The organism is Alkalibacillus filiformis, assembly GCF_030814115.1.
In the GTDB taxonomy this organism is placed as follows: domain Bacteria; phylum Bacillota; class Bacilli; order Bacillales; family Alkalibacillaceae; genus Alkalibacillus; species Alkalibacillus filiformis.
This window is the reverse complement of sequence record NZ_JAUSUP010000019.1, coordinates 1-23,575: the sequence shown is the minus strand read 5'-3', so window position 1 is coordinate 23,575 and position 23,575 is coordinate 1. Positions and strand designations below refer to the sequence as shown.

Annotated in this window: 28 protein-coding genes; 4 read left to right on the top strand and 24 right to left on the bottom strand. The window is 38.4% G+C overall.

Annotated features, from left to right (window positions below):
- Window positions 1–209: 209 nt before the first annotated feature.
- The 4 genes from J2R98_RS14095 to J2R98_RS14085 form a co-directional block, all read right to left on the bottom strand.
- The gene (locus tag J2R98_RS14095; protein WP_307070075.1) at window positions 210–1,340 is read right to left on the bottom strand and encodes a M20 family metallopeptidase; all 1,131 of its coding nucleotides are present in this window, start codon (window positions 1,338–1,340) and stop codon (window positions 210–212) included.
- A 97-nt stretch (window positions 1,341–1,437) separates the two neighbouring features.
- On the bottom strand, window positions 1,438–1,542 hold the full coding sequence (cydS, locus tag J2R98_RS14550; RefSeq protein WP_017185377.1) for a cytochrome bd oxidase small subunit CydS family protein: 105 nt from the start codon (window positions 1,540–1,542) through the stop codon (window positions 1,438–1,440).
- A 17-nt stretch (window positions 1,543–1,559) separates the two neighbouring features.
- Entirely contained in the window at window positions 1,560–2,573 is a 1,014-nt protein-coding gene (locus J2R98_RS14090; RefSeq protein WP_307070073.1) for a cytochrome d ubiquinol oxidase subunit II, read from the bottom strand.
- On the bottom strand, window positions 2,570–3,910 hold the full coding sequence (locus J2R98_RS14085) for a cytochrome ubiquinol oxidase subunit I (protein ID WP_307070071.1): 1,341 nt from the start codon (window positions 3,908–3,910) through the stop codon (window positions 2,570–2,572). The genes J2R98_RS14090 and J2R98_RS14085 overlap by 4 nt, the downstream gene beginning before the upstream one ends.
- Window positions 3,911–4,317: 407 nt before the next feature.
- Here J2R98_RS14085 and J2R98_RS14080 point away from each other — a divergent pair, with 407 nt between their 5' ends.
- Both J2R98_RS14080 and J2R98_RS14075 read left to right on the top strand, forming a co-directional pair.
- On the top strand, window positions 4,318–5,286 hold the full coding sequence (locus J2R98_RS14080; protein WP_307070069.1) for an SH3 domain-containing protein: 969 nt from the start codon (window positions 4,318–4,320) through the stop codon (window positions 5,284–5,286).
- Window positions 5,287–5,464: 178 nt separating this feature from the next.
- Window positions 5,465–5,872 (top strand): carbonic anhydrase, encoded by a 408-nt coding sequence (locus J2R98_RS14075; RefSeq protein WP_307070067.1) that lies wholly within the window; start codon window positions 5,465–5,467, stop codon window positions 5,870–5,872.
- Between the two features lie 43 nt (window positions 5,873–5,915).
- Here the strand turns inward: J2R98_RS14075 and J2R98_RS14070 are convergent, their stop codons facing one another.
- The 18 genes from J2R98_RS14070 to J2R98_RS13990 all read right to left on the bottom strand — a co-directional run bounded on the left by J2R98_RS14070 (window position 5,916) and on the right by J2R98_RS13990 (window position 20,091).
- On the bottom strand, window positions 5,916–6,167 hold the full coding sequence (locus J2R98_RS14070; protein WP_307070065.1) for a phage holin family protein: 252 nt from the start codon (window positions 6,165–6,167) through the stop codon (window positions 5,916–5,918).
- 267 nt (window positions 6,168–6,434) lie between these two features.
- Entirely contained in the window at window positions 6,435–6,836 is a 402-nt protein-coding gene (locus tag J2R98_RS14065) for a hypothetical protein (RefSeq protein WP_307070063.1), read from the bottom strand.
- 133 nt (window positions 6,837–6,969) lie between these two features.
- Window positions 6,970–7,239 (bottom strand): undecaprenyl phosphate translocase family protein, encoded by a 270-nt coding sequence (locus tag J2R98_RS14060; RefSeq protein WP_307070061.1) that lies wholly within the window; start codon window positions 7,237–7,239, stop codon window positions 6,970–6,972.
- Entirely contained in the window at window positions 7,239–7,508 is a 270-nt protein-coding gene (locus tag J2R98_RS14055) for a hypothetical protein (protein WP_370872017.1), read from the bottom strand. Before J2R98_RS14055 ends, J2R98_RS14060 begins: the two co-directional genes overlap by 1 nt.
- A gap of 17 nt (window positions 7,509–7,525) precedes the next feature.
- Window positions 7,526–7,651, bottom strand: coding sequence for an undecaprenyl phosphate translocase family protein (locus J2R98_RS14545; RefSeq protein WP_370872016.1), 126 nt, complete (start codon window positions 7,649–7,651; stop codon window positions 7,526–7,528).
- A gap of 146 nt (window positions 7,652–7,797) precedes the next feature.
- The gene (locus tag J2R98_RS14050; RefSeq protein WP_307070059.1) at window positions 7,798–9,153 is read right to left on the bottom strand and encodes a GntP family permease; all 1,356 of its coding nucleotides are present in this window, start codon (window positions 9,151–9,153) and stop codon (window positions 7,798–7,800) included.
- 11 nt (window positions 9,154–9,164) lie between these two features.
- Window positions 9,165–10,295, bottom strand: coding sequence for a glycerate kinase (locus tag J2R98_RS14045; protein WP_307070058.1), 1,131 nt, complete (start codon window positions 10,293–10,295; stop codon window positions 9,165–9,167).
- Window positions 10,296–10,380: 85 nt separating this feature from the next.
- On the bottom strand, window positions 10,381–11,487 hold the full coding sequence (locus tag J2R98_RS14040; RefSeq protein ID WP_307070056.1) for a CdaR family transcriptional regulator: 1,107 nt from the start codon (window positions 11,485–11,487) through the stop codon (window positions 10,381–10,383).
- A gap of 162 nt (window positions 11,488–11,649) precedes the next feature.
- Window positions 11,650–12,279, bottom strand: a complete 630-nt coding sequence (lepB, locus tag J2R98_RS14035; protein WP_307070054.1) for a signal peptidase I — start codon at window positions 12,277–12,279, stop codon at window positions 11,650–11,652.
- A gap of 111 nt (window positions 12,280–12,390) precedes the next feature.
- Window positions 12,391–12,645: a hypothetical protein gene (locus tag J2R98_RS14030; RefSeq protein ID WP_307070053.1), complete on the bottom strand. Its 255-nt coding sequence runs from the start codon at window positions 12,643–12,645 to the stop codon at window positions 12,391–12,393.
- 225 nt (window positions 12,646–12,870) lie between these two features.
- The gene (locus J2R98_RS14025) at window positions 12,871–13,269 is read right to left on the bottom strand and encodes a hypothetical protein (RefSeq protein ID WP_307070051.1); all 399 of its coding nucleotides are present in this window, start codon (window positions 13,267–13,269) and stop codon (window positions 12,871–12,873) included.
- An 89-nt stretch (window positions 13,270–13,358) separates the two neighbouring features.
- Window positions 13,359–13,724, bottom strand: a complete 366-nt coding sequence (locus J2R98_RS14020) for a DUF3221 domain-containing protein (RefSeq protein ID WP_307070049.1) — start codon at window positions 13,722–13,724, stop codon at window positions 13,359–13,361.
- An 85-nt stretch (window positions 13,725–13,809) separates the two neighbouring features.
- The gene (locus J2R98_RS14015) at window positions 13,810–14,757 is read right to left on the bottom strand and encodes an ArsA family ATPase (protein ID WP_307070047.1); all 948 of its coding nucleotides are present in this window, start codon (window positions 14,755–14,757) and stop codon (window positions 13,810–13,812) included.
- Window positions 14,758–14,782: 25 nt separating this feature from the next.
- Window positions 14,783–15,055, bottom strand: a complete 273-nt coding sequence (locus J2R98_RS14010; RefSeq protein WP_307070046.1) for a cory-CC-star protein — start codon at window positions 15,053–15,055, stop codon at window positions 14,783–14,785.
- A gap of 108 nt (window positions 15,056–15,163) precedes the next feature.
- Window positions 15,164–16,906: a carbon starvation CstA family protein gene (locus J2R98_RS14005; protein ID WP_307070044.1), complete on the bottom strand. Its 1,743-nt coding sequence runs from the start codon at window positions 16,904–16,906 to the stop codon at window positions 15,164–15,166.
- Between the two features lie 203 nt (window positions 16,907–17,109).
- The gene (locus J2R98_RS14000) at window positions 17,110–18,102 is read right to left on the bottom strand and encodes a zinc-binding dehydrogenase (protein WP_307070042.1); all 993 of its coding nucleotides are present in this window, start codon (window positions 18,100–18,102) and stop codon (window positions 17,110–17,112) included.
- Window position 18,103: 1 nt separating this feature from the next.
- Complete coding sequence (locus J2R98_RS13995) at window positions 18,104–19,714, bottom strand: zinc ribbon domain-containing protein (protein WP_307070040.1); 1,611 nt, start codon at window positions 19,712–19,714, stop codon at window positions 18,104–18,106.
- Window positions 19,711–20,091 (bottom strand): zinc ribbon domain-containing protein, encoded by a 381-nt coding sequence (locus J2R98_RS13990; protein WP_307070037.1) that lies wholly within the window; start codon window positions 20,089–20,091, stop codon window positions 19,711–19,713. Before J2R98_RS13990 ends, J2R98_RS13995 begins: the two co-directional genes overlap by 4 nt.
- A gap of 127 nt (window positions 20,092–20,218) precedes the next feature.
- Here J2R98_RS13990 and J2R98_RS13985 point away from each other — a divergent pair, with 127 nt between their 5' ends.
- Together J2R98_RS13985 and J2R98_RS13980 are read left to right on the top strand one after the other, a co-directional pair.
- Complete coding sequence (locus J2R98_RS13985) at window positions 20,219–20,842, top strand: flavin reductase family protein (protein WP_307070035.1); 624 nt, start codon at window positions 20,219–20,221, stop codon at window positions 20,840–20,842.
- A 10-nt stretch (window positions 20,843–20,852) separates the two neighbouring features.
- Window positions 20,853–21,281 carry a GNAT family N-acetyltransferase gene (locus J2R98_RS13980; RefSeq protein ID WP_307070034.1) on the top strand — a complete coding sequence of 143 codons (429 nt, stop codon included), beginning with the start codon at window positions 20,853–20,855 and terminating at the stop codon, window positions 21,279–21,281.
- Window positions 21,282–21,313: 32 nt separating this feature from the next.
- Here J2R98_RS13980 and J2R98_RS13975 read toward each other — a convergent pair whose 3' ends face one another.
- Window positions 21,314–21,982, bottom strand: coding sequence for a phosphatase PAP2 family protein (locus tag J2R98_RS13975; RefSeq protein ID WP_307070032.1), 669 nt, complete (start codon window positions 21,980–21,982; stop codon window positions 21,314–21,316).
- 143 nt (window positions 21,983–22,125) lie between these two features.
- Window positions 22,126–23,259 carry an amidohydrolase gene (locus tag J2R98_RS13970; protein WP_307070030.1) on the bottom strand — a complete coding sequence of 378 codons (1,134 nt, stop codon included), beginning with the start codon at window positions 23,257–23,259 and terminating at the stop codon, window positions 22,126–22,128.
- Window positions 23,260–23,575 lie beyond the last annotated feature (316 nt).

The following is a 23,575-nucleotide window of genomic DNA, read 5'->3' as shown; positions in this document are numbered from 1 at the left end:
ATGAGGATTCCATATGAAAGCATCTTCTTTCATATGGATTAAAAGTTTGCCTTATGAGAGCAAAAACATGTCCAATATATTGACAGAACGTCAATTATTGTCGGACGAGCGACTATAATTGTTGGACAAGCAGCATTAATTGCCGAACAAAACAAGATTTATGTCGAACAAACACCACATAAAAAGACCTCGTCCTTGAGGTCTTTTTTCTAGCTCTTATTCAACTTCTCCAACACCCCAGCAAGCAACGCCCCACGTCTAGGCAGTTCACTAATCACAATATGTTCATGCGGTGCGTGCAGACCGTCACCAATCGCTCCCAAGCCGTCTAAAGTGGGAATGCCCATAGCAGAAGTGAAATTGCCATCGCTCACGCCGCCAGCAAATGTTTCACCAATCTCCATTCCAAGGTCACTTGCGACTTCTTTTGCCATTTCATATAGTTCAACAGTTTGTTCTGTTCGTTCCATTGGGTATCGGCCAATTTCACCTTCAACGACTAGGTCTGTCTCTTTCAATGTAGGCTTCAATGCTTGGATTGCTTCATCAATCCGGTGTGCTTCTTCTCTTTTCGAAAATCGACAGTCAACTTCCATCACGGCTTCTGCTGCTGTCACGTTTCGTTTGCTTCCTCCGTGAATGACACCAACATTAATCGACGTGCCGTTTTCAAGATCAGCTAAGTTTTCCAATTTCACAATTTGATGTGCCAATTCGTTAATCGCATTCGCTTGTGGCTTCGGGTCATTGCCCGCATGCGATGCCACACCGATCGCTTTAATGTCATATGTCGCATCACCTTTTCGCTCTGTCTTAATCAAACCTTCATATCCTGTCGGCGGCTCGACAACTAAAACGACATCAGCATCTTTCGCTTCATCTTTTATAAAATATTGACCAGTCGGGCTTTTAATCTCTTCATCTGCTGTAACTAAAAATTTAATTTTATAATCTAGTTCAACATCTAACTCCTGCAATGCTTTGATCGCCCACATGCTCTGAACTAACCCTGCTTTCATATCAACTGTTCCAGGACCATACGCCTTGTCCCCTTCTATGTAATAAGAAAGATCGCCTTCTTCCCAAACCGTATCATAATGTGCCAACATGACGACCGTCTTGTCACCACGTCCAATTTCAAACTTTAAATGCTTGCCTGTCTCTTCTTGCTCATAGGCTTCACCGTATACACCGAGTCGTTCATAAAACATCTGATAAATCGCATCAGCGCACTCATCAGACAAATCCTTTCGCCTTGATGGTGATTCACATGTTACAATCCACTCTATATCTCTTAAAATTTGGTCTTTATTTTCGGTTAAATATTGCAGTACATTCACGTCGTAATCCTCCCTTGTATCACTACAGTTTATCAAAATTTTCAAAAATTAGCGATACGAAAAATCAGCCACCCCAATTAAGGGATGGCTGCTTTCTTTACTCTCCATCTATATGACTACCTTTCAGCGCTGCCCAAAAGGCTAATGCAATTGCGCCAATTAACGTAATAAACGGTGCGTATAAAATTAGAAAATCACTCATGCTCATTCACCCCGTCTTTATTTTTTACCGGAAACGTACTTGTCATCGAATAAGAACAAGCGCATTAACAAGTATAATGATGGAATGAGTAATAACAAGCCAGCAACAAAGGCAACAATTAACGAAATCGCCATTGCATCGTTTGTTACACCATCATGCACCGTTAAGTGCGGATACAACAAGTACGGATATTTTGATATGCCGTAAGCGTAAAAGGCAAACGCGAACTGTCCGATTAGTAAAATGAACGCTACGCCGTAATTTTTCTTCTTCCAAATGAACCAAACACTAAATAAGAAAAACACAATTGAGATCGCGAACATCCACCATAAGTTCATGAGTGACTCAAAATGCTCTGGGTTGTGTGAGCGTAACTCATAAACAATTCCGCCAGCTGTCACAATCGTCGGCAATGCCCAAATGAGCGCGTAACGTCGTAGTACTTTTGTCGCTTCAAAATCTCCAGCACGATTCGCATACCACGTTAAGAACACGGCAGAAATATACAGCACAGCCGTCACACTTAGGACGACAATACTCCATGTTAATGGACTTGAGAACAGCGCCCAATAATCGAGGAACGGGCCGTTGTCTGTCATCTCAACAAATCCACCTTCAGAGATCGTCAACACAACCGATAAAGAGGCAGGTAAAATTAACCCCGTCGCACCATACATAAACGCATAGCCTCGATGACCTTTATTTCCGTATGTCTCAAACGCATAATACGAACCGCGAATGGCTAGTAAAATAATTGAGATACTGACTGGGATTAGCAAAATGCTGCCATAATAGTAAGCTGTCGATGGGAAGAACCCAATGATCCCAACGAAAAAGAACACTAAGAACACATTAGTCACTTCCCAAACAGGCGACAAGTACCTTTGAATGACTTTGGTTAAAATGTGTTGTTTACCCGTAATTAAGCTATAAGCGTTAAAAAATCCTGCACCAAAGTCGACCGATGCGACAATGACGTAGCCGAACAAGAACGTCCACAGTACGACCATCCCGATTAACTCATAACTCATGACTGATCACCACCTTGTTCAGCTAGTTCTTTTTCAACTGGATGATTTTTGAAAACTTTCCTTAAGACGACGGCAACACCAATGCCTAAAATCAAGTACAAACCAGCAAATACGAAGAACATATGGCCGACATAATCACTTTGTGTTGCCCCTTCTTGCACCGTCATCACACCGCGTAAAATCCACGGCTGACGACCGAACTCTGTCATCCACCAACCAGCTTGAATAGCTAGCATCGATAGTGGACCACCTAATACGATAAGCCAGCGGAACCAATTTTTCTTAACAAAATTCCAGCCTCTTCGCATCGCAAACCAATAAGCTAGCGATAGCACGATCATCCACATGCCGATCGTAATCATAATGTCGAACAAGTAATGGACAAACATTGGTGGATGCTCTTCTTCAGGAAATTCATTTAACCCAATCACTTCAGCACTTGGATCGTTATGCGCTAAAATACTTAACGCATACGGAATTTCAATACCATAGCGCACTTTTTGATCGTCATCTAAAACACCCCATAAAATGAGCGGCGCTTCTTCTTCTGTTTCAAAGTGCCATTCAGCTGCCGCTAATTTTTCCGGTTGATGTTCAGCAAGGTACTTACCTGAGAAATCACCGATGATAGCCGTTGCAACAGCAAAAATTAGACCTAACTTCATCGTCATATGAAGCGCTTTTTTGTGATAAACGTGATTAGATCCACGAATTAAACGATACGCCGCAATCGCTGCTAACACAAATGCAGCAGTCATAAACGCCGTTGAAATAACGTGCGCTACCTTTGTCGGTGTCGCTACGTTAAACATTGCTTCAATCGGGCTTACACCAGTCATTTGTCCGTCAACGATATTAAATCCAGCTGGTGCGTTCATAAAGCCGTTTACGGTCGTAATGAAAAAGGCAGACATCGTCGCACCCACTGCCACTGGAACTAATAACAATAAGTGCTTACGCTGATTTTCAAATCGATCCCATGTATATAAATAGATTCCTAGAAAAATAGCTTCAAAGAAAAATGCGAATACTTCCATAAATAGCGGAAGTGCAATAACATGACCTGCTAACTCCATAAAATTAGGCCACAATAGCGCGAGCTGTAAACCAATCGCCGTACCCGTTACAACACCTACTGCAACTAATACGACAAATCCTCTTGCCCAGCGGCGGGCCATCATAATGTAATGCAAGTCATTTTTCTTAATTCCAACCCATTGTGCAATCATAATCATGAGCGGAAGTCCAACACCTAACGTCGCAAAAATCACGTGGAACGTGAGCGTGAGAAGTGTCAACATCCGACTCGAAAACACCGGATCTTCAAACAATAACATCTCGATCCCCTCCTTCAAGGGCTATCTCTATCAAACCTTACAATACTATTTTACCCCATATACCACCCTCTGAAGCGTCAAAATCTTGATGGATTTTTGGCTAGATTGTGAGGATTTTGTGAATAATTTCACATAATAGTGAACTAAAGATCTTTTAGAATGTAAGTTATTCGGTAGTTACTGCTTTCTATTCGGTAATAATCTGTTCCTATTCGGTAATAAACCTCGCTATTCGGTAATTACTCCAATGCGTCCATCTTTAACCCTATAAATTCAACAATATTCGACATGGATGATAACCTCTCTATAAAACTTTCAACCTAAATTACGAACAAAACGTGCGTTTTAGTAGTTTTATAGAAAATTTTGTCGTAAAATGATGGTATGTTATGGAAGGAGGAATCGATTTGAAAAGATATTTTTATAGCTTTGCCCTGTTAATCGCTTCGACGATCACGATTGCACTCATCGTTTTACCAACTAGTCAAACGAATGATTCATCATATATAAGTTCGGCTAATCCATTAATTGAACAATCTATACTGACGAAACATGGTATTGAACTTCAATCATCACAAAATCCTTCAGAAGAGGAAACGCTACAGGAAGAACCATCCTACACGAAAGAACCTCAAGACGGCGATTACATGTCAGAGATCAACCTCAACTTACGCGAAGGTCCATCTACAGATTTTGAAACAAAAGCAACACTCTCACCCTATGAAAAAGTAAGTGCTAAAGCTCAAACGTCATTGAATGACCAAATGTGGTATTTAATAGAATTTGAAGAGCAAGAGCTTTGGGCATCTAGCGCCTATTTAACAACTTATGAAAAACCTCAACAAACTAAAGATAACGAACAAAACAACAGTGAACGAGAACAAGCTGAGGAACAATCCGATAATAATGAAACGTCCGACAATGAAGAAGCCAACCAATCAACCGAAGTACAGTATGATCCAAATACCATCTATTTTCACGATCAAGCTGTTTCATATAAAAACGGTGGACAAGCTAACGGTCAACAAATTATAGATAGTGGTCCATTCGCATCCACTTGGGGTGGTGCTGAGACATTTAGTGGCACCGACGGTATGAATACCCACTTCATTGGCCACAACCCAGGCGTGTTTAACAACATTTGGACTGCTAATGAATTTGTAATCACAGACTCTGATGGCAATGCCTTTCGTTACACAGTCGACGATGTCTATCAAGTAGATGACCATGCAATCGGCATTGATGATGGTGAAAACTATTGGAGCCGCATTACAGGAACTGGTGGCGGTGAACGTGTCACATTCCAAGCATGTTTAACTGAAGACGATACGATTAATTGGATAATCGAAGCTAGCTCACAAGGTCAAATCAATTAATAAACGCAGTGACATCACTGCGTTTTTCTTAATATAATGGGTTACCAAATAACGAAATTAAGAGCTGCTAAAATACCTAATGACACCATTATTTTCCTTCTAAAATATTAACCCCATGACATAATCAGCAAATCACAGTATAATAGAATAAAGACTACCCATTAGGAGGACTGAAAACATGAGTGAAGCGACTTTCGGAACTGCGATCAACTGCATGGACGGGCGTGTGCAAGAGCCTGTTATGAACTGGTTAAGGAAGCATTTTCAAGTACAATACGTCGATAAAATTAATGAAGCTGGCCCTAATAAAGTTTTACTAGACGGTGATGCTCAAACATTGGCATCTATAAAAAACCGAATCGGCATTTCCCATAACGGACACGGTTCAAAAATCATTGCCATTGCTGGACACCACGATTGTGCTGGTAATCCAATTGATAAGAAAGAAAAAGTCGAACAAATTAAGCAAAGTGTGCAACTTGTTCGAGGCTGGGGCTTTGATATGGAAGTCGTTGGCCTTTATGTAAACGACGATTGGGAAGTTGAGCAAGTAACAGAAGTTATGCAAAGTTCATTAACTCAATAAACTAAAAAACTCCCGAGTGCAAATGCACCCGGGAGTTTCTCTGTTACTTAACTTCCCTCATTTGTTTCACTAATTGATGCCCAAAGACAGCAGCACCAGTTACTAGAATCGCTTGAATAAATGTTTCTAAAGAAAGGCCCATCATAATAGTCGAAAACACAACACTAATGGCTAGCAACGCAAATGGAATAAAACGATTAGGTATGATCGACGACACTTTGATCATTTTACCTAAAATCATCAATACAGGAATTAAAATTAACGCATCTTCCATAATATAGCTAATTAATTCCATAACTCTCACCCCTTTCATTTTAGGGAGTCGTTAACATTGAAACCTCCAATTTGAGTTGCTTGTACCATTTCACAACTTAACTAAGACAGACCTACAACTCTGATTATTACTATGATATGAGTAAATATCTTAGTTCAGAATTGCTACATTGATTGCTGTATATGATTAATATATGTTTTTAAAGATTACTAGAAACGGCAATTGTAATATAATTGAAAATGTGCTCTGACACGAAAAAAAACAGAGGAACAAGTCCTCTGCTTAATTTTATCTCCCATCAAACGCTCGAACGACAAGGATACCAGCCAAAGCCGTAAGAAGAATTTGCGTTTCTGGTATTGTAAAAACTTCTATAAAAAACGGCTGACCAAAACCAAACCAGACAATCCAATATAACCGTGGTATAAAAGTTAAAATAGTTAATATAATTGCTGGAACAATAAGCCAATTTACTTTGATCCGCTTTTCAAAAATTATCTGACCAAGCGCTTTCCATTCAATTAACACACCAAAAAGAAATGCCCATAAACTGATCAGTACAAAATGACTAATTTTATATTCAGCTCTTTCTAACGCTTGTTGAAAATCAGCGTAAGTAGTCGTGAATATAAACAACAGGACTAGCATCCCAACCACGACGGCTATGGAACTTATCCACTTTCTATTCATCCAATCCCTCCTTTATTACGCAAACTAAAACAAACTTTCTCACTCACACGCCTAGTCATGACAGAAACAACAACAAAACCTAGCAGTCCAGATACAACTGAGAGAATAAAATGTTGTTGAATCTCAACCAAATTCAATGTATTAAAAATCGCGAAGAACCTGCAACTAATCCTACCATTGCAGCATAAGTCGATTGTGTATAATGGTTCAGTAAATTTTGGATTAACCGACTCATAAATAATACACCTGCGATGACCCCAACCCCAATTGACAAAATGACCGGCCAATAAAATTGAACAAGTGAAGCTGTCGCTAATTCATAATTGCCTAAAATCGTTAACATTAAAGCCCCACTAATTCCAGGTAAAACGAGTGCCGTACTTGCTACAAATCCCGCTACCATTAAAAGGTGACATCATTGACAGCTAATGCTGACAACTCAATTTGATTAAAATCACTAAATAGACTAGCAACAACGACAACTGCAATAAATAAGGCCATAACAATGTAGTCAGTCATCCGATAATCCCTTTTAGCTTGTTTAACACCTTCTTGCCACAACATTGGGAGGAAGCCAACTATAATCCCAACAAAAAAGATTAACGTCGGTGCCCTGAAATGTGTCAACAACAAATGAATCGTGACATTCGACAATGCAAAACCAACAATCATTTCTACACCAAAAGGAACTAAGAACGATAACGCTTCCTTTCGACGTTTCGTTGAAGTAAACTTAAATTGAATATTAATTTCTCATAAATTGCTAGAATCATAGCAACCGTACTTCCACTCACGCCTGGAACCGCCTCCGTCATCCCGACAGCCATTCCTTACCATATGTAGTTATACATAACGTCTCCTTAAAGTTTCAGAATTTATTACCAATTTTATAACAAAAATACCCAGTAAACAATCAAAAAAAGAGCAAGGAAGTTCTCCCTGCTCTTAAACTATGAATCTCTTAAACAAATATTATCCAAATAATGATAGAAAGTGTAATGGCTACAAGACCTTGGATGAGTGTACCTCCCGTTTGGCCTTTGTAAGCTTGCGTTACACTCATACCACTGAATTCTTTAACCACCCAGAAATAACTATCATTGATGTGCGAAACAACCATTGCACCTGCACCAACTGCCATAACAACTAGAGCCATTGGTAGTGGATCTTGAATACCAACATCAATTAATAGTGGTGCAACTAATGTTGATGTAATAACTAATGCTGTTGTAGAAGAACCTTGCGCAGTCTTTAAAGCTGCTGCAATTAGGAATGGTACTAGTAAGAAAAATGCGCCCGTTAAGAACGGATTATTACCGAATCTTTCAATAAAACCTGTAATATTAGTAGAAGAAATCACATTACCAAACGCACCACCAGCACCTGTGATAAGTAAGATTGGTGCAGCTGTTTTCAACCCTTCATTAATCCAATCATTCATTGTTTCACGATCGAACTTCGGTAGTAGTGCAAAGGCACATAACACACCGACTAACAGAGCAACAGCAGGTGCACCGAAGAATAAAATTATATCAAATAATAAGCCTTTCCAACCCGCGAATGTTACAATTGATCCTAAAGAAATTAGTATAATCGGAACAAAAATTGGTGCAAACGCTTTTGTCGCTGAAGGCATTTCGCCAAACTCTTTAACAACCTCATCATAATCAATTTGCATTTCATCTTCGCCTTCAACTTTAATCTTAGTACCTACTTTAATAGCCCAGAAGTAACCAGCCATAATTGTAGGAATCGCGATTACGATACCAATTAAAATAATCGTTCCTAAGTATTGCTCTGCTCCAATGTTACCAGCTGCTGCAATTGGTCCAGGTGTCGGTGGAACGAGTGTATGTGTTGCGAATAAACCGGTTGATAACGCGATTGCCATTGAAGCAACAGCCACTTTAGCACGTTTTGCAATCGCTTTCTTAAGAGATGATAGAATAATATAACCAGAGTCACAAAATACAGGTACACTGACGATACTACCAATCATACTCATCGCAAGCTGAGGTCTCTTTTCACCGATCAATCTTAAAATGACTTCTGCCATACGATAAGCAGCACCTGTTTTCTCTAATAGAACACCAATAATTGTACCAAACACAATGACTAAACCTATACCACTCATTAAGCCGCCAAAACCTGAGTTAACCGCTTCTACAACTTCAGCTAAAGGCAATCCAGCAAAAATACCGAGTAAAAAGGCTGCAATGATTAAAGATAAGAACGGATGCATATTAAATTTAGCTGTTAAACCAATAACTAATAGAACAGCAGCTACGATAACAATAACTAATCCTAAACCTTCCATTTCCATTCCCCTCACTTTCTTAAATTGTTAAATAAATGAACGACATTTGCCGTTTGTTGCAATAGGAGTTGATCAGCATTTTTTATACAATCTTCTAGTGACATCGGCTGATTTGTGATCGAGAATACACCTGAAAATAATTCACGAAGCTTTCCGTCTTGATCAGCAATTGCCCCTGATATCAATACACATGGAACATTATGTTTTTGCGCTAAGCTCGCAACATACCCTGGTGCTTTTCCATAAAAAGTTTGAAAGTCACTTTGCCCTTCCCCCGTCACGACTAATTGACTCGATTTAATTTCATCTTCAAGCCTTGCAACTTCACCTACAACTTGGGCTCCAGACGTTATTTCTCCTCCAATTACCATTAACGCAAAACCTAGACCACCTGCTGCACCAGCCCCTTGTTTATTTTTATAAGTTTGACCTAACTCACTTTCAACAATTTGACTGTAACGAGCTAGTGCTTCATCCATTTGTTTTACGACTTGTATTGATGCCCCTTTTTGTGGACCAAAAACATGTGAAGCACCACTTTCTCCATACAATGGGTTTTCCACATCTGATGCAACCTTGATCTCACATTGTTTCAAGCGTGGATCAAGGTTAGTTAAGTCAACATATTCGACAAATTGTAGGTCATTCCCATAGAATCCAACCTTTTCATGATTTCGATCATAGAACTTGGCTCCTAATGCTTGAAGCATCCCAAGACCACCATCATTAGTCGCACTTCCACCAAGACCAATGAGTAATTGACGGTAGCCGACATCAAGCGCTTTTTTTACAAGTTCTCCCAATCCATAAGATGTTGTAAAAAGTGGGTTTTGTTTTTCTTTAGGCACTTGCATAAGCCCACATACACTAGCAACTTCAATTAGCGCTTCATGATTTGCACCACTTTCACCCATAATCGTTGAAATTGGTTCTCCTAGTGGACCTGTCACCTCACAATGTAAGCGCTTTCCATTTGTTGAATAAATTAAGGCATCAACCGTTCCCTCTCCACCATCAGCCATAGGTATTTTTTTGATCACAGCTGATGAATCTACAGTTTGACACCCTTGTTCAATAACATTACTAGCTTGTTTAGCTGATAAACTCCCTTTAAAAGAATCTGGGCTAACGGTGATTTTCATGCCTGTCATTCCTCCTATTAATGTCAAGTTTAGTGAACATTTTGTTACAAAACAATTTGTATTTTGAATAAAAAAATAACAATTTTCAGTCAATTATTTTGTGCAAATGACTAAACCGTTGTCTCGTCAGTAAAATATATAACATTAGGGCTTCTTTAACATTTTTCGGGTTTAAATTAGTTTTCTGTTTAATCATGTCTAATCGGTAATTTAGCGTGTTTCTGTGGATATGTAATTGTTGTGCAGTTTCATTCGCATGAAAATTACAGTTAAAATACACATAAAAAGAATGTACATATTCGTCACTCAAGTTATTGAGATAATTTTGTTCATCGCTAAGTAACCCCATTGCTTCGTTAGAAATTGACCGTATTGCGACCTCCAATTTTAAATCTCTAATATTTACAACATCGTTCTGCTTATTACTAAAGTCGCTCATAAACCATGCTTCTTTAGCAAACATATATGATTTTCTTAATCCATTTACACCTAGATCTAACGTGCCAATGTAAAGTCCGTTTTCTGGTAAATTCTCTTTAATGATTGATGACTGTTCATCTGTTAGCTCTTTCTTAAAGGCGACAACAATTTCATATTGATTAATGAGAATTATGAATGCATAATGCGGCACATACTGATTTAAGGTGTGAGTAATTTGATCAATATTGAAAGCTGTATGATAACTAGTAAAGAGTGCGATTTGATAGGATTGATCTAAATCAATTTCATCAAGATAATCTGCTTCTTGTACTAATTGGCTTTCATCAAAACCTAATGGATGCACTAACTTTTGTACCCAATCACGCAATCTTCTTTCTCTAACAAAGTTCTGTCTTTCAAGCGCCGTTTGTTCAATTATCATTTCTATAGTCATACGCGTCATATTGGCTAGTTGGAAAACATGATCAGGATCACCTGTAACACCAACAACCCCTACAATTTCATCTTGAAACATAACGGGAATATTGACTCCTGGCTTCGTGTTTGGATACTTGTCTATAAGTTCGTCTTTTATAATAACCGTAGATTGTTTTTTTAATGCTACCATAGCTCCTGAGTGGAACTCCCCGATACGAACAGGGTCTGAGCTTGCTAATATTGTTCCTGTCTCATCCATTAAATTTATTGGAACATCAACAGTTTCATTTACTCTTTTTATCATTTCGTTCGCCAGCTTTACGGTTAGTTTCATTTGATCCTCTCCATCTGATCATTCTTTTTTATGATTTTATCACAGTATGAAATAAAAAAAGCCTAAAAAATAGGCTTAAGGTTAAGGTGAACACCTTATTCAAAGGTGTTATTTAATTTTAAAGTTAAAGTACTTCGAGAACCTTATTTTAATTACATGCTTTTATCTTGGGTATCCTTTTACTTTTCCAATAAAGTTATCTTGTGATACAGGGCCGTACTGTTTACTATCTATACTTCTCCATACACGGTCCCCTAAAACAAATACATGGTTATCTGGAACTGTTACAGCTTCCATGTTAAACTCTTGATCAGTTTCATTCATTGGATTGAGCGTAATATCTCCATAAAACGTATCTAAAATTCTACCATCAATATAAATTTGCCCTTCTTGGATCTCTATACTTTCTCCGGGCAATGCCACTACTCTAGCTACACTTTCTGGTAAAGCTTGTGGTTCAAAACTCTCACCTTGCTTCTCAAAGTATGCTTGTCGTTCTTCAAGGAAGTTATAATATTCTTCAGGTCGTTCATAGTAAACAATTTCCCCTCTTCGAACCTCTTGCTTTATATAAAAATCTGGGTCAATTACAAGATCCCTTCCTAAATAATTGTATGGGTTATCTCCACGTTCCATATTGTCACTTTCGTATTTAATAACAATCATGTCTTCTTGACTAACGGTTTCTAGTTCAGCATTTCTTTGCGGGTCTGTGATCGACGTTTCACTATCACCATCACTACAACCCACTGCTACTAACAGCAGTAAGGGTAAAATGTAAAACCTCCTCATTTCTATCCCTCCTACTAATATAATACTGTAGAAAGCCTTAGAAAAACCGACCAATTGTTACAATATTTCGATAATTATAATAAGTTGTTTTTTCACCTCTTTAGATACGTTCTAACGCAAATCGGCTAAGGCGGGAGCTCCTATGTCAGTACACTTACGACAACCGGAACTAATTAACCCTTTATAAAACAAATGATTAAATTTCATCTTCGCTTCACCAGGATAAAGACGCGAGTATTGCAACTTACGATCTTCAAAAGCTAAGACAAGGGCAACAGCACCTGCTAATCCGAGTGTCCCAATCCTTCTCTTGTTAACCCAAAATGAGAGTAAATATAAAGCAAAAAACCTGTTAAAACAGTCCACAACATCCAACATAGCAACGCATATACAACAAACTTAAAAGAGAATTTTAGTTTGTTTGGACTATGTTCCATATCATCACCACACAATTTTAGTTATACCCCCACAGTTCTAGATATAACTTTTAAATCCTGCAAAAAAAGAATTAAGATTAACTCAATAACATTTATAATAGCACATAAAAAACGCTTGTTTAATTTATCCAAGCGTTTTCTTGTTTTATTTAGTTTATTCAATTTCTTTTCCTGTCATTATTTCAAATAACTCTGACGAAGCTTCCTCTTGTAATCTAACATAATATCCGTTATCTCTATTTATTATCTCTAACATATTACCTTTAGGTGTAACCCAAATATGATTATTCTTATTCAGCTTGTAATCGGGTTCGTGTGTCATTTCAATGTCTACATTTGTTTCCCATTTGATACCTTGAAAAATGTCAATAATCTCCTGAATTAATTCTTCATCTTCAATCTTGTTTATCACTTCATAATTACTGGAAAGTTCATCTCCCGTTCTTTCTTCTACCCTTAAAGTTGAGTTTTTGTCGAAATTAATAATATCTTTTTGACTGCATCCAACTATACTCAACACAAGAACAATGGAGATAATAATATGTTTTTTCATAATCAACCTCACCCCTTATATATTAGACGGTGCAATTTCATATGTTTCTCCAAGTTATCTAAACTACTTAGATTAACTTCCAAGTCTTTTTACTCGATATGATTCACTTTTTTGGCCGAACTCTGCCCAGGATATGATTCGGCTACAGCTCCGTGCAACACTTCAATGTGATCACCTACATCTAACTGATTAATCGTACTTTCATCAATCTCAGTTAAACTGAAATAAATTGCCTGCCCAGCCTTTTCACCAAATTGATCTATATCTTCATGATTCGCTTCTTCTTCATCTACTTTATTTTCAGTAACAAGTATTTGATTATCCTCTACTTTAGCAATATACCCAATGAAGCTTGGATGTTCGTCCGGTTGCGGTTGATCTTGTTCACCAGAAGTAACGCCTGTTCCACAAGCTGATAAAAAGACAACCATTAGAATCGCTGCTAACCTTTTCATGAGATGACCTCCTTTTTAATTAGACGTCATTTATTAAGAAAAGTGTCACTAAAAACCCCGCCCATTAGGACGGGATTTAAACCACTCAAACATGAGTCTTAATTAAAGAGCTTAACTGTTCGGCAAATACACTTAGCCGATCTAAATCCGAAATATCCTCTTCATATAAAGGGACTTTTAATACAGCTTGATTTTTAAATTGTTCATCGATATTTTGTAAGTAATTATTTTCAATTTGTCTTCTTTTTTCTAAAAATTGGCCGTCCGCTTCTTTGGGAAGGACTTTGTTTACGATGAGGTTTTTAACATGTAAGTTGAATTGGTTTAGTTGCTTAATCGCCTGTTTCGTTTCAATTATTGGAAGCCTTTCAGGAATTAACACAAAAACAAAACCTGTTATGTCTTCATCTAAAATAATATCTCTTGCTTGTGAGAACTTCTCCTTACGTTGTTGTAAAATATCATAGATTGGGTCATCAACTGGTTCACCATCATTTAGTAGTTGGGTGTAATTGTCGTTAATTTTTTGCCTTTTTTCTAACATGCCGTCGATCCATACATTCATAAGTTCTGGCAGAGTTAGCAATCTAATCGTATGTCCAGTCGGGGCTGTATCGAAAATAATTTTATCAAAATGGACTTGCTCTTCTATTAAAATTGTAATTAAACGATCAAATAATGCCGCTTCTTCTGCTCCAGGAGAGGCACTTGCAAGATCAATCTGTCTATGAACTTCTTCTACCATTTTCGATTTTACTAACCCTTTGAGGTTATCCTTAACTTGATTCATATAGCGTTTAGTCTCGGTTGCTGAATCGATCTCAATTCCCCATAAGTGGTTTGATAACTTCGTTTTCTCATGAGATAACGGCTGATGAAATACATCACCTAAATTATGGGCCGGGTCGGTTGAAACGACTAACGTGTTATTTCCAGATTGTGCATTGGCTAGAGCAAGTGCAGCTGATGAAGTTGATTTACCAACGCCACCTTTTCCCCCAACGAATATAATCTTTTGTTTTTGTATATTCATCTAACCACTCACTTTACATAAAGTTTTAGCAACATCGAATGCCATCTAAAGGTGAATGTTCCATGCCCATTCTTAAATGCCAATCGTGGAACCTTTCAATAATAAAAGGATATAACTCTAACGTGTAATAAAATGCAGGGTTTGGAATGCCGAGCATGTCCGAATAAACTAACAATAAAAATAGATCGTCCTCATCTCTTAGCTCTCTAGCTATTTCAGTCCGGTGTGGCGTACTTAACATTTCATCGTATAACTCAATCACCCGCTTAAGTTTTTGCCAAATCTTTTGATCTACCAATGTCCTCACCCTTAATAACTAGTATGGTTATTAACATTTTATCAAAATAATCAAAAAAATCTATTTTCCATACAAAAAAGCCGCACAATTCGTACGGCTTTTCTGATTTTAGGCTACATCTTTAAACTTATCATTCTTTCGCTCATTGGATATAACCGAGAATGCTGTAAAGACGATCCATATTGCAAAGACAAATATGATTGAACCAAATGTGAACAGTAACCAATCTGTATTCGTCGCCCATGGTGCCCAATCGGTAAACACTTGAACAAACATGGCATATAGAGTCATAAACATTAAGAACACCATCGGAATTAACGCTGGTAACATGCTACTTCCTCTGCGTCTTAAGAAAATGGCAAGTAATAGTAAACTAATACCAGCTAATAACTGATTTGATGTACCAAATAGTGGCCACAATAGATAACCACCAGATCCGAAACCATTTGGCCCTTGTGGAATCAAAGCTAATGCAGCACTTGAGATAACTGCAATGGCTGTAGCAACATGTTTCTTCGTGATCGTTGGAAGGCTATATTCTACGCCTAGCTCAGAAATAATATAACGCATCAGTCGCACAGATGAGTCAAGCGTTGTTGCAGCAAAGCTTACGATTATAACAGCAATAATCGTCGGCGCTACTGCAGCTGGAATCCCTAGCCCTGTTGCTAATGCTGCTGCACCTTGAACGAATACACCTAAACCGCCATCACTAGCTGCGCCAAAGCTACTATAGGTAGCTGTAAATGCGTCTGTTGAGCTAAAGAATGTCACAACAGCGATAATCGCAATTAATGCTAGTAAACCTTCACCAACAGCACCTAAGTAACCAACAAAACGCACGTCACGTTCATTATTTAACTGCTTACTTGTTGTACCAGATGATACTAAACCGTGGAAACCTGAAATAGCACCACAAGCAATCGTTATAAACAATATTGGGAACCAAGGTGTATCAGTTGCTGCTGGGTTTGTCATCGGAGCTGTTACTTCAGGTGATGTAATAAATAATCCAGCATACAAAATAACTAAACCTACCACTAACTGATGTGAATTAATATAATCCCTAGGCTGTAACAATTTCCATACAGGTAAGGTTGAAGCGAAGTAAACATAGACCATTAAAATAATAATCCAAGTAAAGAAAGCTGCTGAAGTTGCATTGAGTCCTATAAAAGTCGTTGCGCCTTCTCCACCAAAGTAGCGCACTAAGTCAATTTGAAGTGGTTCAACGTAACTTGCAATTACGGCTGTACCATACATAATAATCAAAACAATCAGCGATGGTAACAACATACTTCCACTACGCTTATAAACGTGATAACCTATCCAAATAGCTAGTGGAATTTGAATGAAGACTGACAATACAGCTGATGGATTTGAAATAAATAAGTTCGCAATAACCCACGCAAACACTGCATTAACCATTAATACGAGTAACAAAATAATAAATAAAAACAATATTTTCGCACGTTGTCCAATCAGTTTATTCGCTAAAGTTCCAACTGATTGCCCTTTGTTTCGTACCGACATAAACAACGTACCAGAATCGTGAACACCTGCAGCGAACACTGTACCAAGAACAACCCATACTAATGCAGGTAACCAACCCCAGTATACAGCTATTGCAGGACCTAAAATCGGTGCTGCACCTGCAATTGATGTAAAATGATGCCCCCATAGCACATATTTGTTGGTCGGTACAAAATCTACCCCGTCCTTATACTTATGCGCTGGTGTGACATAAGCCGGATCTAACTTATAAATTTTCTCTGCGATGAACTTTGAATAAAAGCGATAACCTAGGAAGAAGACTAGAAAACCGGCTAGAGCTAACCAAATACCACTCACATCTCATCCCCCCTAATATGGTCATTACAATCAAAAGTTTATACTTATTTTTTCACAATTTCAATAGTTATCTAAAAATTCTGTTATTTAAGTATAAACTCGTCTTACTTACCACTAAATTATTCAAAAATAGGTGAGATTAGGAGGATTTTTATATTTTTATTAAAAAATCCCGCCCCAAGCTTAGCTCGAGGCGGAAATAATTATTCTACATGGAATCCAATTTTCCCAAAGTTTTTCGAATCACGTAAGTACTCAAATGCTTCAAGGTAATCATCCATTTTAAACATACGATCTAATTCAGGCTTAATACCATGCTTTTCAACAAATTGAAGCATCTCATTTAACTCTTCAGCACTTCCCATTGTGCTTCCTAATAAATTGTACTGACCGTAGAAAAACTTGCGAATGTCAATCTCAACTTCATCTTCAGTCGTAGCACCAAAAGTGACGACTGTTCCACCACGACGCACAATGCCTAATGATTTGTTAAAAGTCGCACGCCCAACACTTTCAATGACAAGGTCAACCGTTTCGTTTTTTAACTGTTCATTCCAATCCGATTCCGTTAAAAGGCCAACGTCAGCCCCTAACTTTTTCGCTGCTTCAAGCTTCTCTTCATGCCTTGATGTGACAATGACACGAGCCCCGACAGCCTTTGCGAATTTCAACACGTACGTCAACACACCGCTTCCGATTCCAGGAAGCATCACTGTGTCTCCATCTTTCACTTGACCACGCGTAAACAGTGCGCGATAAGCCGTTAATCCAGCTAATGGTAAGACACCTGCTTCTTCCCACGATAATGTGCTCGGTTTCTTTTCGACATGTTGAGCATCAACAACCATGTATTCAGCAAAAGTACCATCATCAGGAAGGCCGACAATTTGAAACCCTTCTGGCGGTGCATCACTATTCTTTTCCCAACCAACACCTGGATTAATAACGACTTCATCGCCAATTTGCCACTGATTAACACCAGCACCGACTTCTTCGATCACCCCTGCTCCATCAGAACCAAGAACTAATGGTGGGTCACCTTCTTGGCGGCGTGAAGTCACCGCTACATCTCGGCGGTTCATCCCGACAGCTTTTAACCGCACTTTAACTGTTCCCTCTCTCGTTTCAGGATCAGTTACATCTCGATAATCAAGCCCTTCTAACCCTAGTTGTTGTTCATGTATAATAGCTTTCATGTTACTCCTCCTTCTTTATCATTCTACTAATAACAACACCGACTAAGACGGTGATCCAAACGAATGCAAATGTGATCCCAAATGTTAGCCATGGGTCAAAGCCTGTCATATTCGAAAGCCTTTCTTCATCTATATGATGAAAAATAGTTATTTCATGGTTTGCAAATAATACGAGTACAACATTAATAATTGCAAACGCTGTTGCGATCCCCGTAATTGTAGAAACGTTACCTTTAATAGACTTAACACTATGAAGATAACCAATTATTAATAATATAACAACGATGGCGATGAAACTAAACCAAAACCACCCAGACATATTAAGCACTGGAGCAAAATAATCTTGTTGGTTCATCGCATGAAACCTTTCGTGATCAGAACCCTCGAGAAATTCTTCCAAGTCAGGGTTTAATAAATGGAATGGAACTCTTTCACCATCGAAAAACAACTGTTGCATGTAAAGTGTATTTAAGAATCCAACATTTAATACGATGACAGCTAGTGTAACGGCAATTAAAATAAAACTTAACAACACTGAATAGTTAACCGTTGAATTGATAAACCTGATATCTGTTAAATGTGTGAATGTATACCAGCCACTTACGAGTATGAATAACAGGAATATAACACTAAACCATTTTCCACCTAATTTTAATCCTGTAAAGAAATGTGGCAACTGGCGCTTCTCCCATATAAGCTGCCCGATTAAGAAAATAACACTCGTAATTAAGAAACCTTTCCCAAAAGCTTCACCAGACAAAAAGTAAAGATCTGTACTTCCTGAGCGATAACCATCTTCAATCGTAAAATGATCACTTGAAAGTAAAGCTAACACTAACAACGTTAACCCATACCACATACCAAACAGACCAGAGCTAACGATTTGACTCACTAATGTACTATTTCGACGCCACATTCTAAATAGTCCTGCGCTAATGACCACAGCTACTATTAGCACAACTGCTTGATGGGCAGTACCAAAATTATAGGTTTGTGTATAGCTCGTTTCAAAGACTTCTCCATCTTCATGTGATGGTTCATGGGTTTCTTGTGCACTAATAGCAATTGGCACCGCGTTACTAATCAACAATAATTCGCCTAGATTAAGGCTTTTCTCCCATCCACTACTGTGGCGATGAATTCTATATTCTTCATCACCTGATTTCAAGTACATTATATGATTTTCAAATACTGAATATTGTTCTAATGCTTCAACGACAATACTCTGTTCGCCTCTAGGAGCTACATCATGATCTAAATCAGGCTCTGTATAAGTGAGTTGTATACTAATTAGCATCATAACCAATGTTAGTAAAACAAATGGAATGACCATGACCGCTGTTTTACCGACTTGACTCGCACTCATTTTCCCAAATTTTACTTGTGTGATCGCTTTTTTTACAGATTTCTTATTAACAGATTGATAGCTTTCACCACAAACGTGACAATAAAAGGCTCCATCATAATGAGACGCACCACAATAATGACACGTTTCTTCTTGGCGCTTTTGATAGTTTGGCAACTGGCTTAGTTTATGTAAAGAATGACCATCTGCATGACAATATAACGCGTCAGCGGAGTTTTTCGCTCCACATTTCGTACAGTAAATCAAGCTAACTCCTCCTCTTGACGCATGCCACACACATGACAAAAGTTCGCCCCAATCATAAGTGGTGTTTCACAATGTTGACACGGTTCATCTTGATGGTCTATTTCAACATGTTCTAACTTCTGACCGCAACGTTCACAATACATATCAGCTCTGTCCACTTCATGCCCACACGTACAGTAAATGTTTCGTGCTCCACTCAACACTTCAAGCTCATGAAGTCTATGATCTAGCTTTTGAATATGTCCACCAAATTCTTTTAACTCTTCACTATATAATTGCCCCATGCGATATTGGTGGTAGATCGACTCACCGAGCTTAGCTAACCACCACGATTTATCAGCTAATATACGCTCTTTCTCTGTCTTATACTCCGTCATAATGTGCCCCCTATAACTCTATGAACTTACAATAATTGTATCATATTATAGCGCATAAATTTTCCATGTGTCATTATTTTCTGATAATATGTAATATAACATTATGTTACGAATAAGGAGGATTTACATGATCCAAATTGATCCAAACCAATTAGACTCAAAAGAAAATTATAAACTATTAAGTGGATGTGTCATCCCACGTCCGATCGCTTTTGTCACATCAGAACATGAAGATGGCGTAGTCAACGCCGCTCCATTTAGCTTTTTTAATATGTTAGGTTCAAATCCACTGTTAATTGCTATTTCTGTTGGACGCGTAGATGGAGAAATCACTAAACATACAGCGAAAAATATTTTAAGTCAAAAAGAATTCGTCGTACATATCGTTGATGTCGACATGCTTGAACAAATGAATCAAACGGCAGCCCCATACAAAGAACACATTAGTGAAGTTGAAAAAGCGAATTTGACGACGATCCCTAGCACTCACGTATCTGTCCCTGGCATTAAAGAATGCAAAGTCCGTTTAGAATGTGAGCTATTCGAACATATGCCACTTGGCGAAAACGGCGAGTATAATAATGATTTAATATTAGGTAAAGTTATTCAGTACCACATTGATGAGAGTGTCTATCAAGAAAACTATAAAATTGATGCCGAAAATTTAAATCCATTAGCTAGATTGGCAGGACCGAACTATGCGATATTGAGTGAACCTCTTTTCTTAGAACGTCCGACCGATACGGAGTAGGAGGTTATTCATGATTCTCGATGCCAAACATGAGGATCTACAAAGTTTAGCCTATTTAATGGGAGAGCTTGGTTACCCGACGACGACTGATGAGATGAACCACCGCATGATGAAAATAAATGCTAGTGATGATTATCGAACACTCGTTTATGAACAAGATGGTAAAGTCGTTGGCATGACAGGACTAATTCGGGGCTTTCATTATGAAAACAATAATAATTATATTCGAATCGTCGCACTCGTCGTTGACAGCGGTGAACGACGAAGTGGGATTGGGAAAGCTTTGCTTGATGCAGCCGAACAGTGGGCCAAAGAGCAAAAGGCAAGCAAACTCGTCTTAAACAGTGGTAATCGTGATGATCGTGAAGACGCCCATCACTTTTACACGAGCCAAGGTTACGAGGCAAAAGCGACGGGATTTTATAAAAAACTGAATTAAGACTTTATATTACTAAAAACAGAGCATCCGGCCTAACCGAATGCTCTGTTTTTTCTATTTTTCATAGTTTGTTCAAAGACGATCACACAAAGCATTAACCAAGCTAGTGAGACGCTATAAGCACCCAGTACATCTGTTGCAAAATGGGCATCAAGCATAATGCGGCTAACTCCAATTGCAAAAATAACAATCGTTAGCGCAGTAATTATAGCACCCTTCGCAACCCGGTGGTTTATAAACATACAAGCGATGTAAATTAAAAACGCAAAAAACAAAAATGCTCTTGTCGAGTGGCCACTTGGAAAACTATAAGACACAAGTTCCAAGTTCACCCCAAATGCTTCAATATGATGTTGGTCATCTGGTCTTCCTCTTTCAAACGAAAACTTAAAGAGCAGATTTAATAATACGCCACCACCCATAACAGCGATGAACAGTATGATATGTTTAAGCGACTTTTGCTTAAACCATAAAACCGCAATCGTCAGTAGCGATAACACCGCTAAAAGCTCGGTTGATCCTAGGTTTGAGATCAAGTCCATCGACGACATGAAAGCTGTGTCTTGAAGTGGACTTAACACATCAGCAATTTGACGATCCAACCACGTTTGTTCTTGGTTTATGACTGAAATGGATAATGCAATAAAACTAAATAAAGATAGCAGAGCAACTGCTATGTAGATTGACATTCTATTTTTCATATTATATTTCTCCTATGACTCTTGTTTTTTTACTTAAAAGATTATTCGTTTAATTTTACCATAAATATGTCCTTTTTCTTAAATTAAATTAAAAGCTGCACCTATAATTGATTAGGTGCAGCAGTCATTCATTTCGCGTGTGTTTAGTTTACTTTTTTTCCTTCAATGTAAGTAGTCTCGACTTTGTTGCGTAAGTCAAACGGATCACCGCTCCAGACGACTAAGTCAGCATCTTTTCCTTTTTCAAGTGAACCAACACGATCTTCAATGCCTAAATGTTTTGCTCCGTTAATCGTTAAAGCTTTCATCGCTTCTTGATCGGTTAATCCATTTTTTACCCCCATAATGGCACTTGTCATTAAATGCTCGATTGGGACAACAGGGTGATCGGTTGTAATCGTAAATGGAACGCCGTGCTTCGCATAAGTCGGTAGTGTCTCCCAACCACGATTTTCTAGTTCTACTTTTGAGCGAGCAGTCAGTGTCGGACCAACAGCGACACTCACATCATGCTCAGCGATAAATTCAGGAATTAAATGCCCTTCTGTTCCGTGCTCAATCGTCACATCGATTTCAAACTCACGCTTAACACGAAGTACTGTAGCAATATCTTCAGCGCGGTGAGCGTGAACGCGTAGTGGCATTTCACCTTTTAGCACCTTCGTAATATTTTCTAACTCTAACTTGTAATCCGCTTCACCTTTTTCACGCTTTTCCATATAAACTTGTGCTTCATGAAGCTTTTGGCGTAAAAGCGCCGCTACACCCATTCGCGTCGTTGGAAGTTTCCCTTTTCCACCATGAACACGCTTCGGATTTTCACCAGTAGCTGCTTTAAGACCAGACGGCTCACGCACAACCATTTGATCAACGACTGTACCAACCGTTTTAATAACGACCATTTCACCGCCAATGACATTTGCACTTCCTGGCAATGTCTGAACGGTCGTCACGCCGAACTTACGTGCATCTTCAAGCCCAACGTCAAATGGATTCACACCATCAATCGCACGGATCTGAGCCGTATTCGCATCACTCGTTTCATTAAAATCGTGCCCTGAAGGACCTTTACCTTCTTCAAACACACCTAAATGCGTATGAACATCAATTAAACCAGGCGATACTACTTTACCTGTGAGATCAACAACCTCCGCATCACTTGGTGCATCATATGTATCTGCAATTTCTTTAATCTTACCATTTTCAGTGACAATCACTTTGCCTTCAAAATATTGACCTAAACCATCATACCCCGAAGCATTCTTAAAAACTAACATAGCTTCCCCTCCACTTTTTTAATTTTTCTCAACATTCATAATAAGGTAAATCTATTAATTTGTAAATTCCTTCGAGGGGCGAAGTATAAATTTTAGTAGATTGGGGAGAGCAGGGTGGGTTTGGTTATTTGTCCGACATTAATGCTACTTTGTCCGACAATTATGGGGCCGTGTCCGACATTAACCCCACTTCGTCCGGCAATTTTAATCTAGCATTCGGTAATTATTGACGTTCTGTCAATATATTGGACATGTTTTTGCTCTCATAAGGCAAACTTTTAATCCATATGAAAGAAGATGCTTTCATATGGAATCC

Coding starts and splice junctions, on each gene's coding strand:
- J2R98_RS14050 (WP_307070059.1), bottom strand. CDS start 9,153: ATGGAAGGTTTAGGATTAGTTATTGTTATCGTAGCTGCTGTTCTATTA.
- J2R98_RS14065 (WP_307070063.1), bottom strand. CDS start 6,836: ATGAATAGAAAGTGGATAAGTTCCATAGCCGTCGTGGTTGGGATGCTA.
- J2R98_RS14085 (WP_307070071.1), bottom strand. CDS start 3,910: ATGTTATTGTTTGAAGATCCGGTGTTTTCGAGTCGGATGTTGACACTT.
- J2R98_RS14090 (WP_307070073.1), bottom strand. CDS start 2,573: ATGAGTTATGAGTTAATCGGGATGGTCGTACTGTGGACGTTCTTGTTC.
- cydS (WP_017185377.1), bottom strand. CDS start 1,542: ATGAGTGATTTTCTAATTTTATACGCACCGTTTATTACGTTAATTGGC.
- lepB (WP_307070054.1), bottom strand. CDS start 12,279: ATGAGGAGGTTTTACATTTTACCCTTACTGCTGTTAGTAGCAGTGGGT.
- J2R98_RS13970 (WP_307070030.1), bottom strand. CDS start 23,259: ATGTTAGTTTTTAAGAATGCTTCGGGGTATGATGGTTTAGGTCAATAT.
- J2R98_RS14015 (WP_307070047.1), bottom strand. CDS start 14,757: ATGAATATACAAAAACAAAAGATTATATTCGTTGGGGGAAAAGGTGGC.
- J2R98_RS13990 (WP_307070037.1), bottom strand. CDS start 20,091: ATGACGGAGTATAAGACAGAGAAAGAGCGTATATTAGCTGATAAATCG.
- J2R98_RS14545 (WP_370872016.1), bottom strand. CDS start 7,651: ATGACGGAGGCGGTTCCAGGCGTGAGTGGAAGTACGGTTGCTATGATT.
- J2R98_RS14055 (WP_370872017.1), bottom strand. CDS start 7,508: ATGATTGTTGGTTTTGCATTGTCGAATGTCACGATTCATTTGTTGTTG.
- J2R98_RS14060 (WP_307070061.1), bottom strand. CDS start 7,239: ATGGTAGCGGGATTTGTAGCAAGTACGGCACTCGTTTTACCTGGAATT.
- J2R98_RS14075 (WP_307070067.1), top strand. CDS start 5,465: ATGAGTGAAGCGACTTTCGGAACTGCGATCAACTGCATGGACGGGCGT.
- J2R98_RS13985 (WP_307070035.1), top strand. CDS start 20,219: ATGATCCAAATTGATCCAAACCAATTAGACTCAAAAGAAAATTATAAA.
- J2R98_RS14040 (WP_307070056.1), bottom strand. CDS start 11,487: ATGAAACTAACCGTAAAGCTGGCGAACGAAATGATAAAAAGAGTAAAT.
- J2R98_RS14000 (WP_307070042.1), bottom strand. CDS start 18,102: ATGAAAGCTATTATACATGAACAACAACTAGGGTTAGAAGGGCTTGAT.
- J2R98_RS14045 (WP_307070058.1), bottom strand. CDS start 10,295: ATGAAAATCACCGTTAGCCCAGATTCTTTTAAAGGGAGTTTATCAGCT.
- J2R98_RS14020 (WP_307070049.1), bottom strand. CDS start 13,724: ATGAAAAGGTTAGCAGCGATTCTAATGGTTGTCTTTTTATCAGCTTGT.
- J2R98_RS13980 (WP_307070034.1), top strand. CDS start 20,853: ATGATTCTCGATGCCAAACATGAGGATCTACAAAGTTTAGCCTATTTA.
- J2R98_RS13975 (WP_307070032.1), bottom strand. CDS start 21,982: ATGAAAAATAGAATGTCAATCTACATAGCAGTTGCTCTGCTATCTTTA.
- J2R98_RS14070 (WP_307070065.1), bottom strand. CDS start 6,167: ATGGAATTAATTAGCTATATTATGGAAGATGCGTTAATTTTAATTCCT.
- J2R98_RS14025 (WP_307070051.1), bottom strand. CDS start 13,269: ATGAAAAAACATATTATTATCTCCATTGTTCTTGTGTTGAGTATAGTT.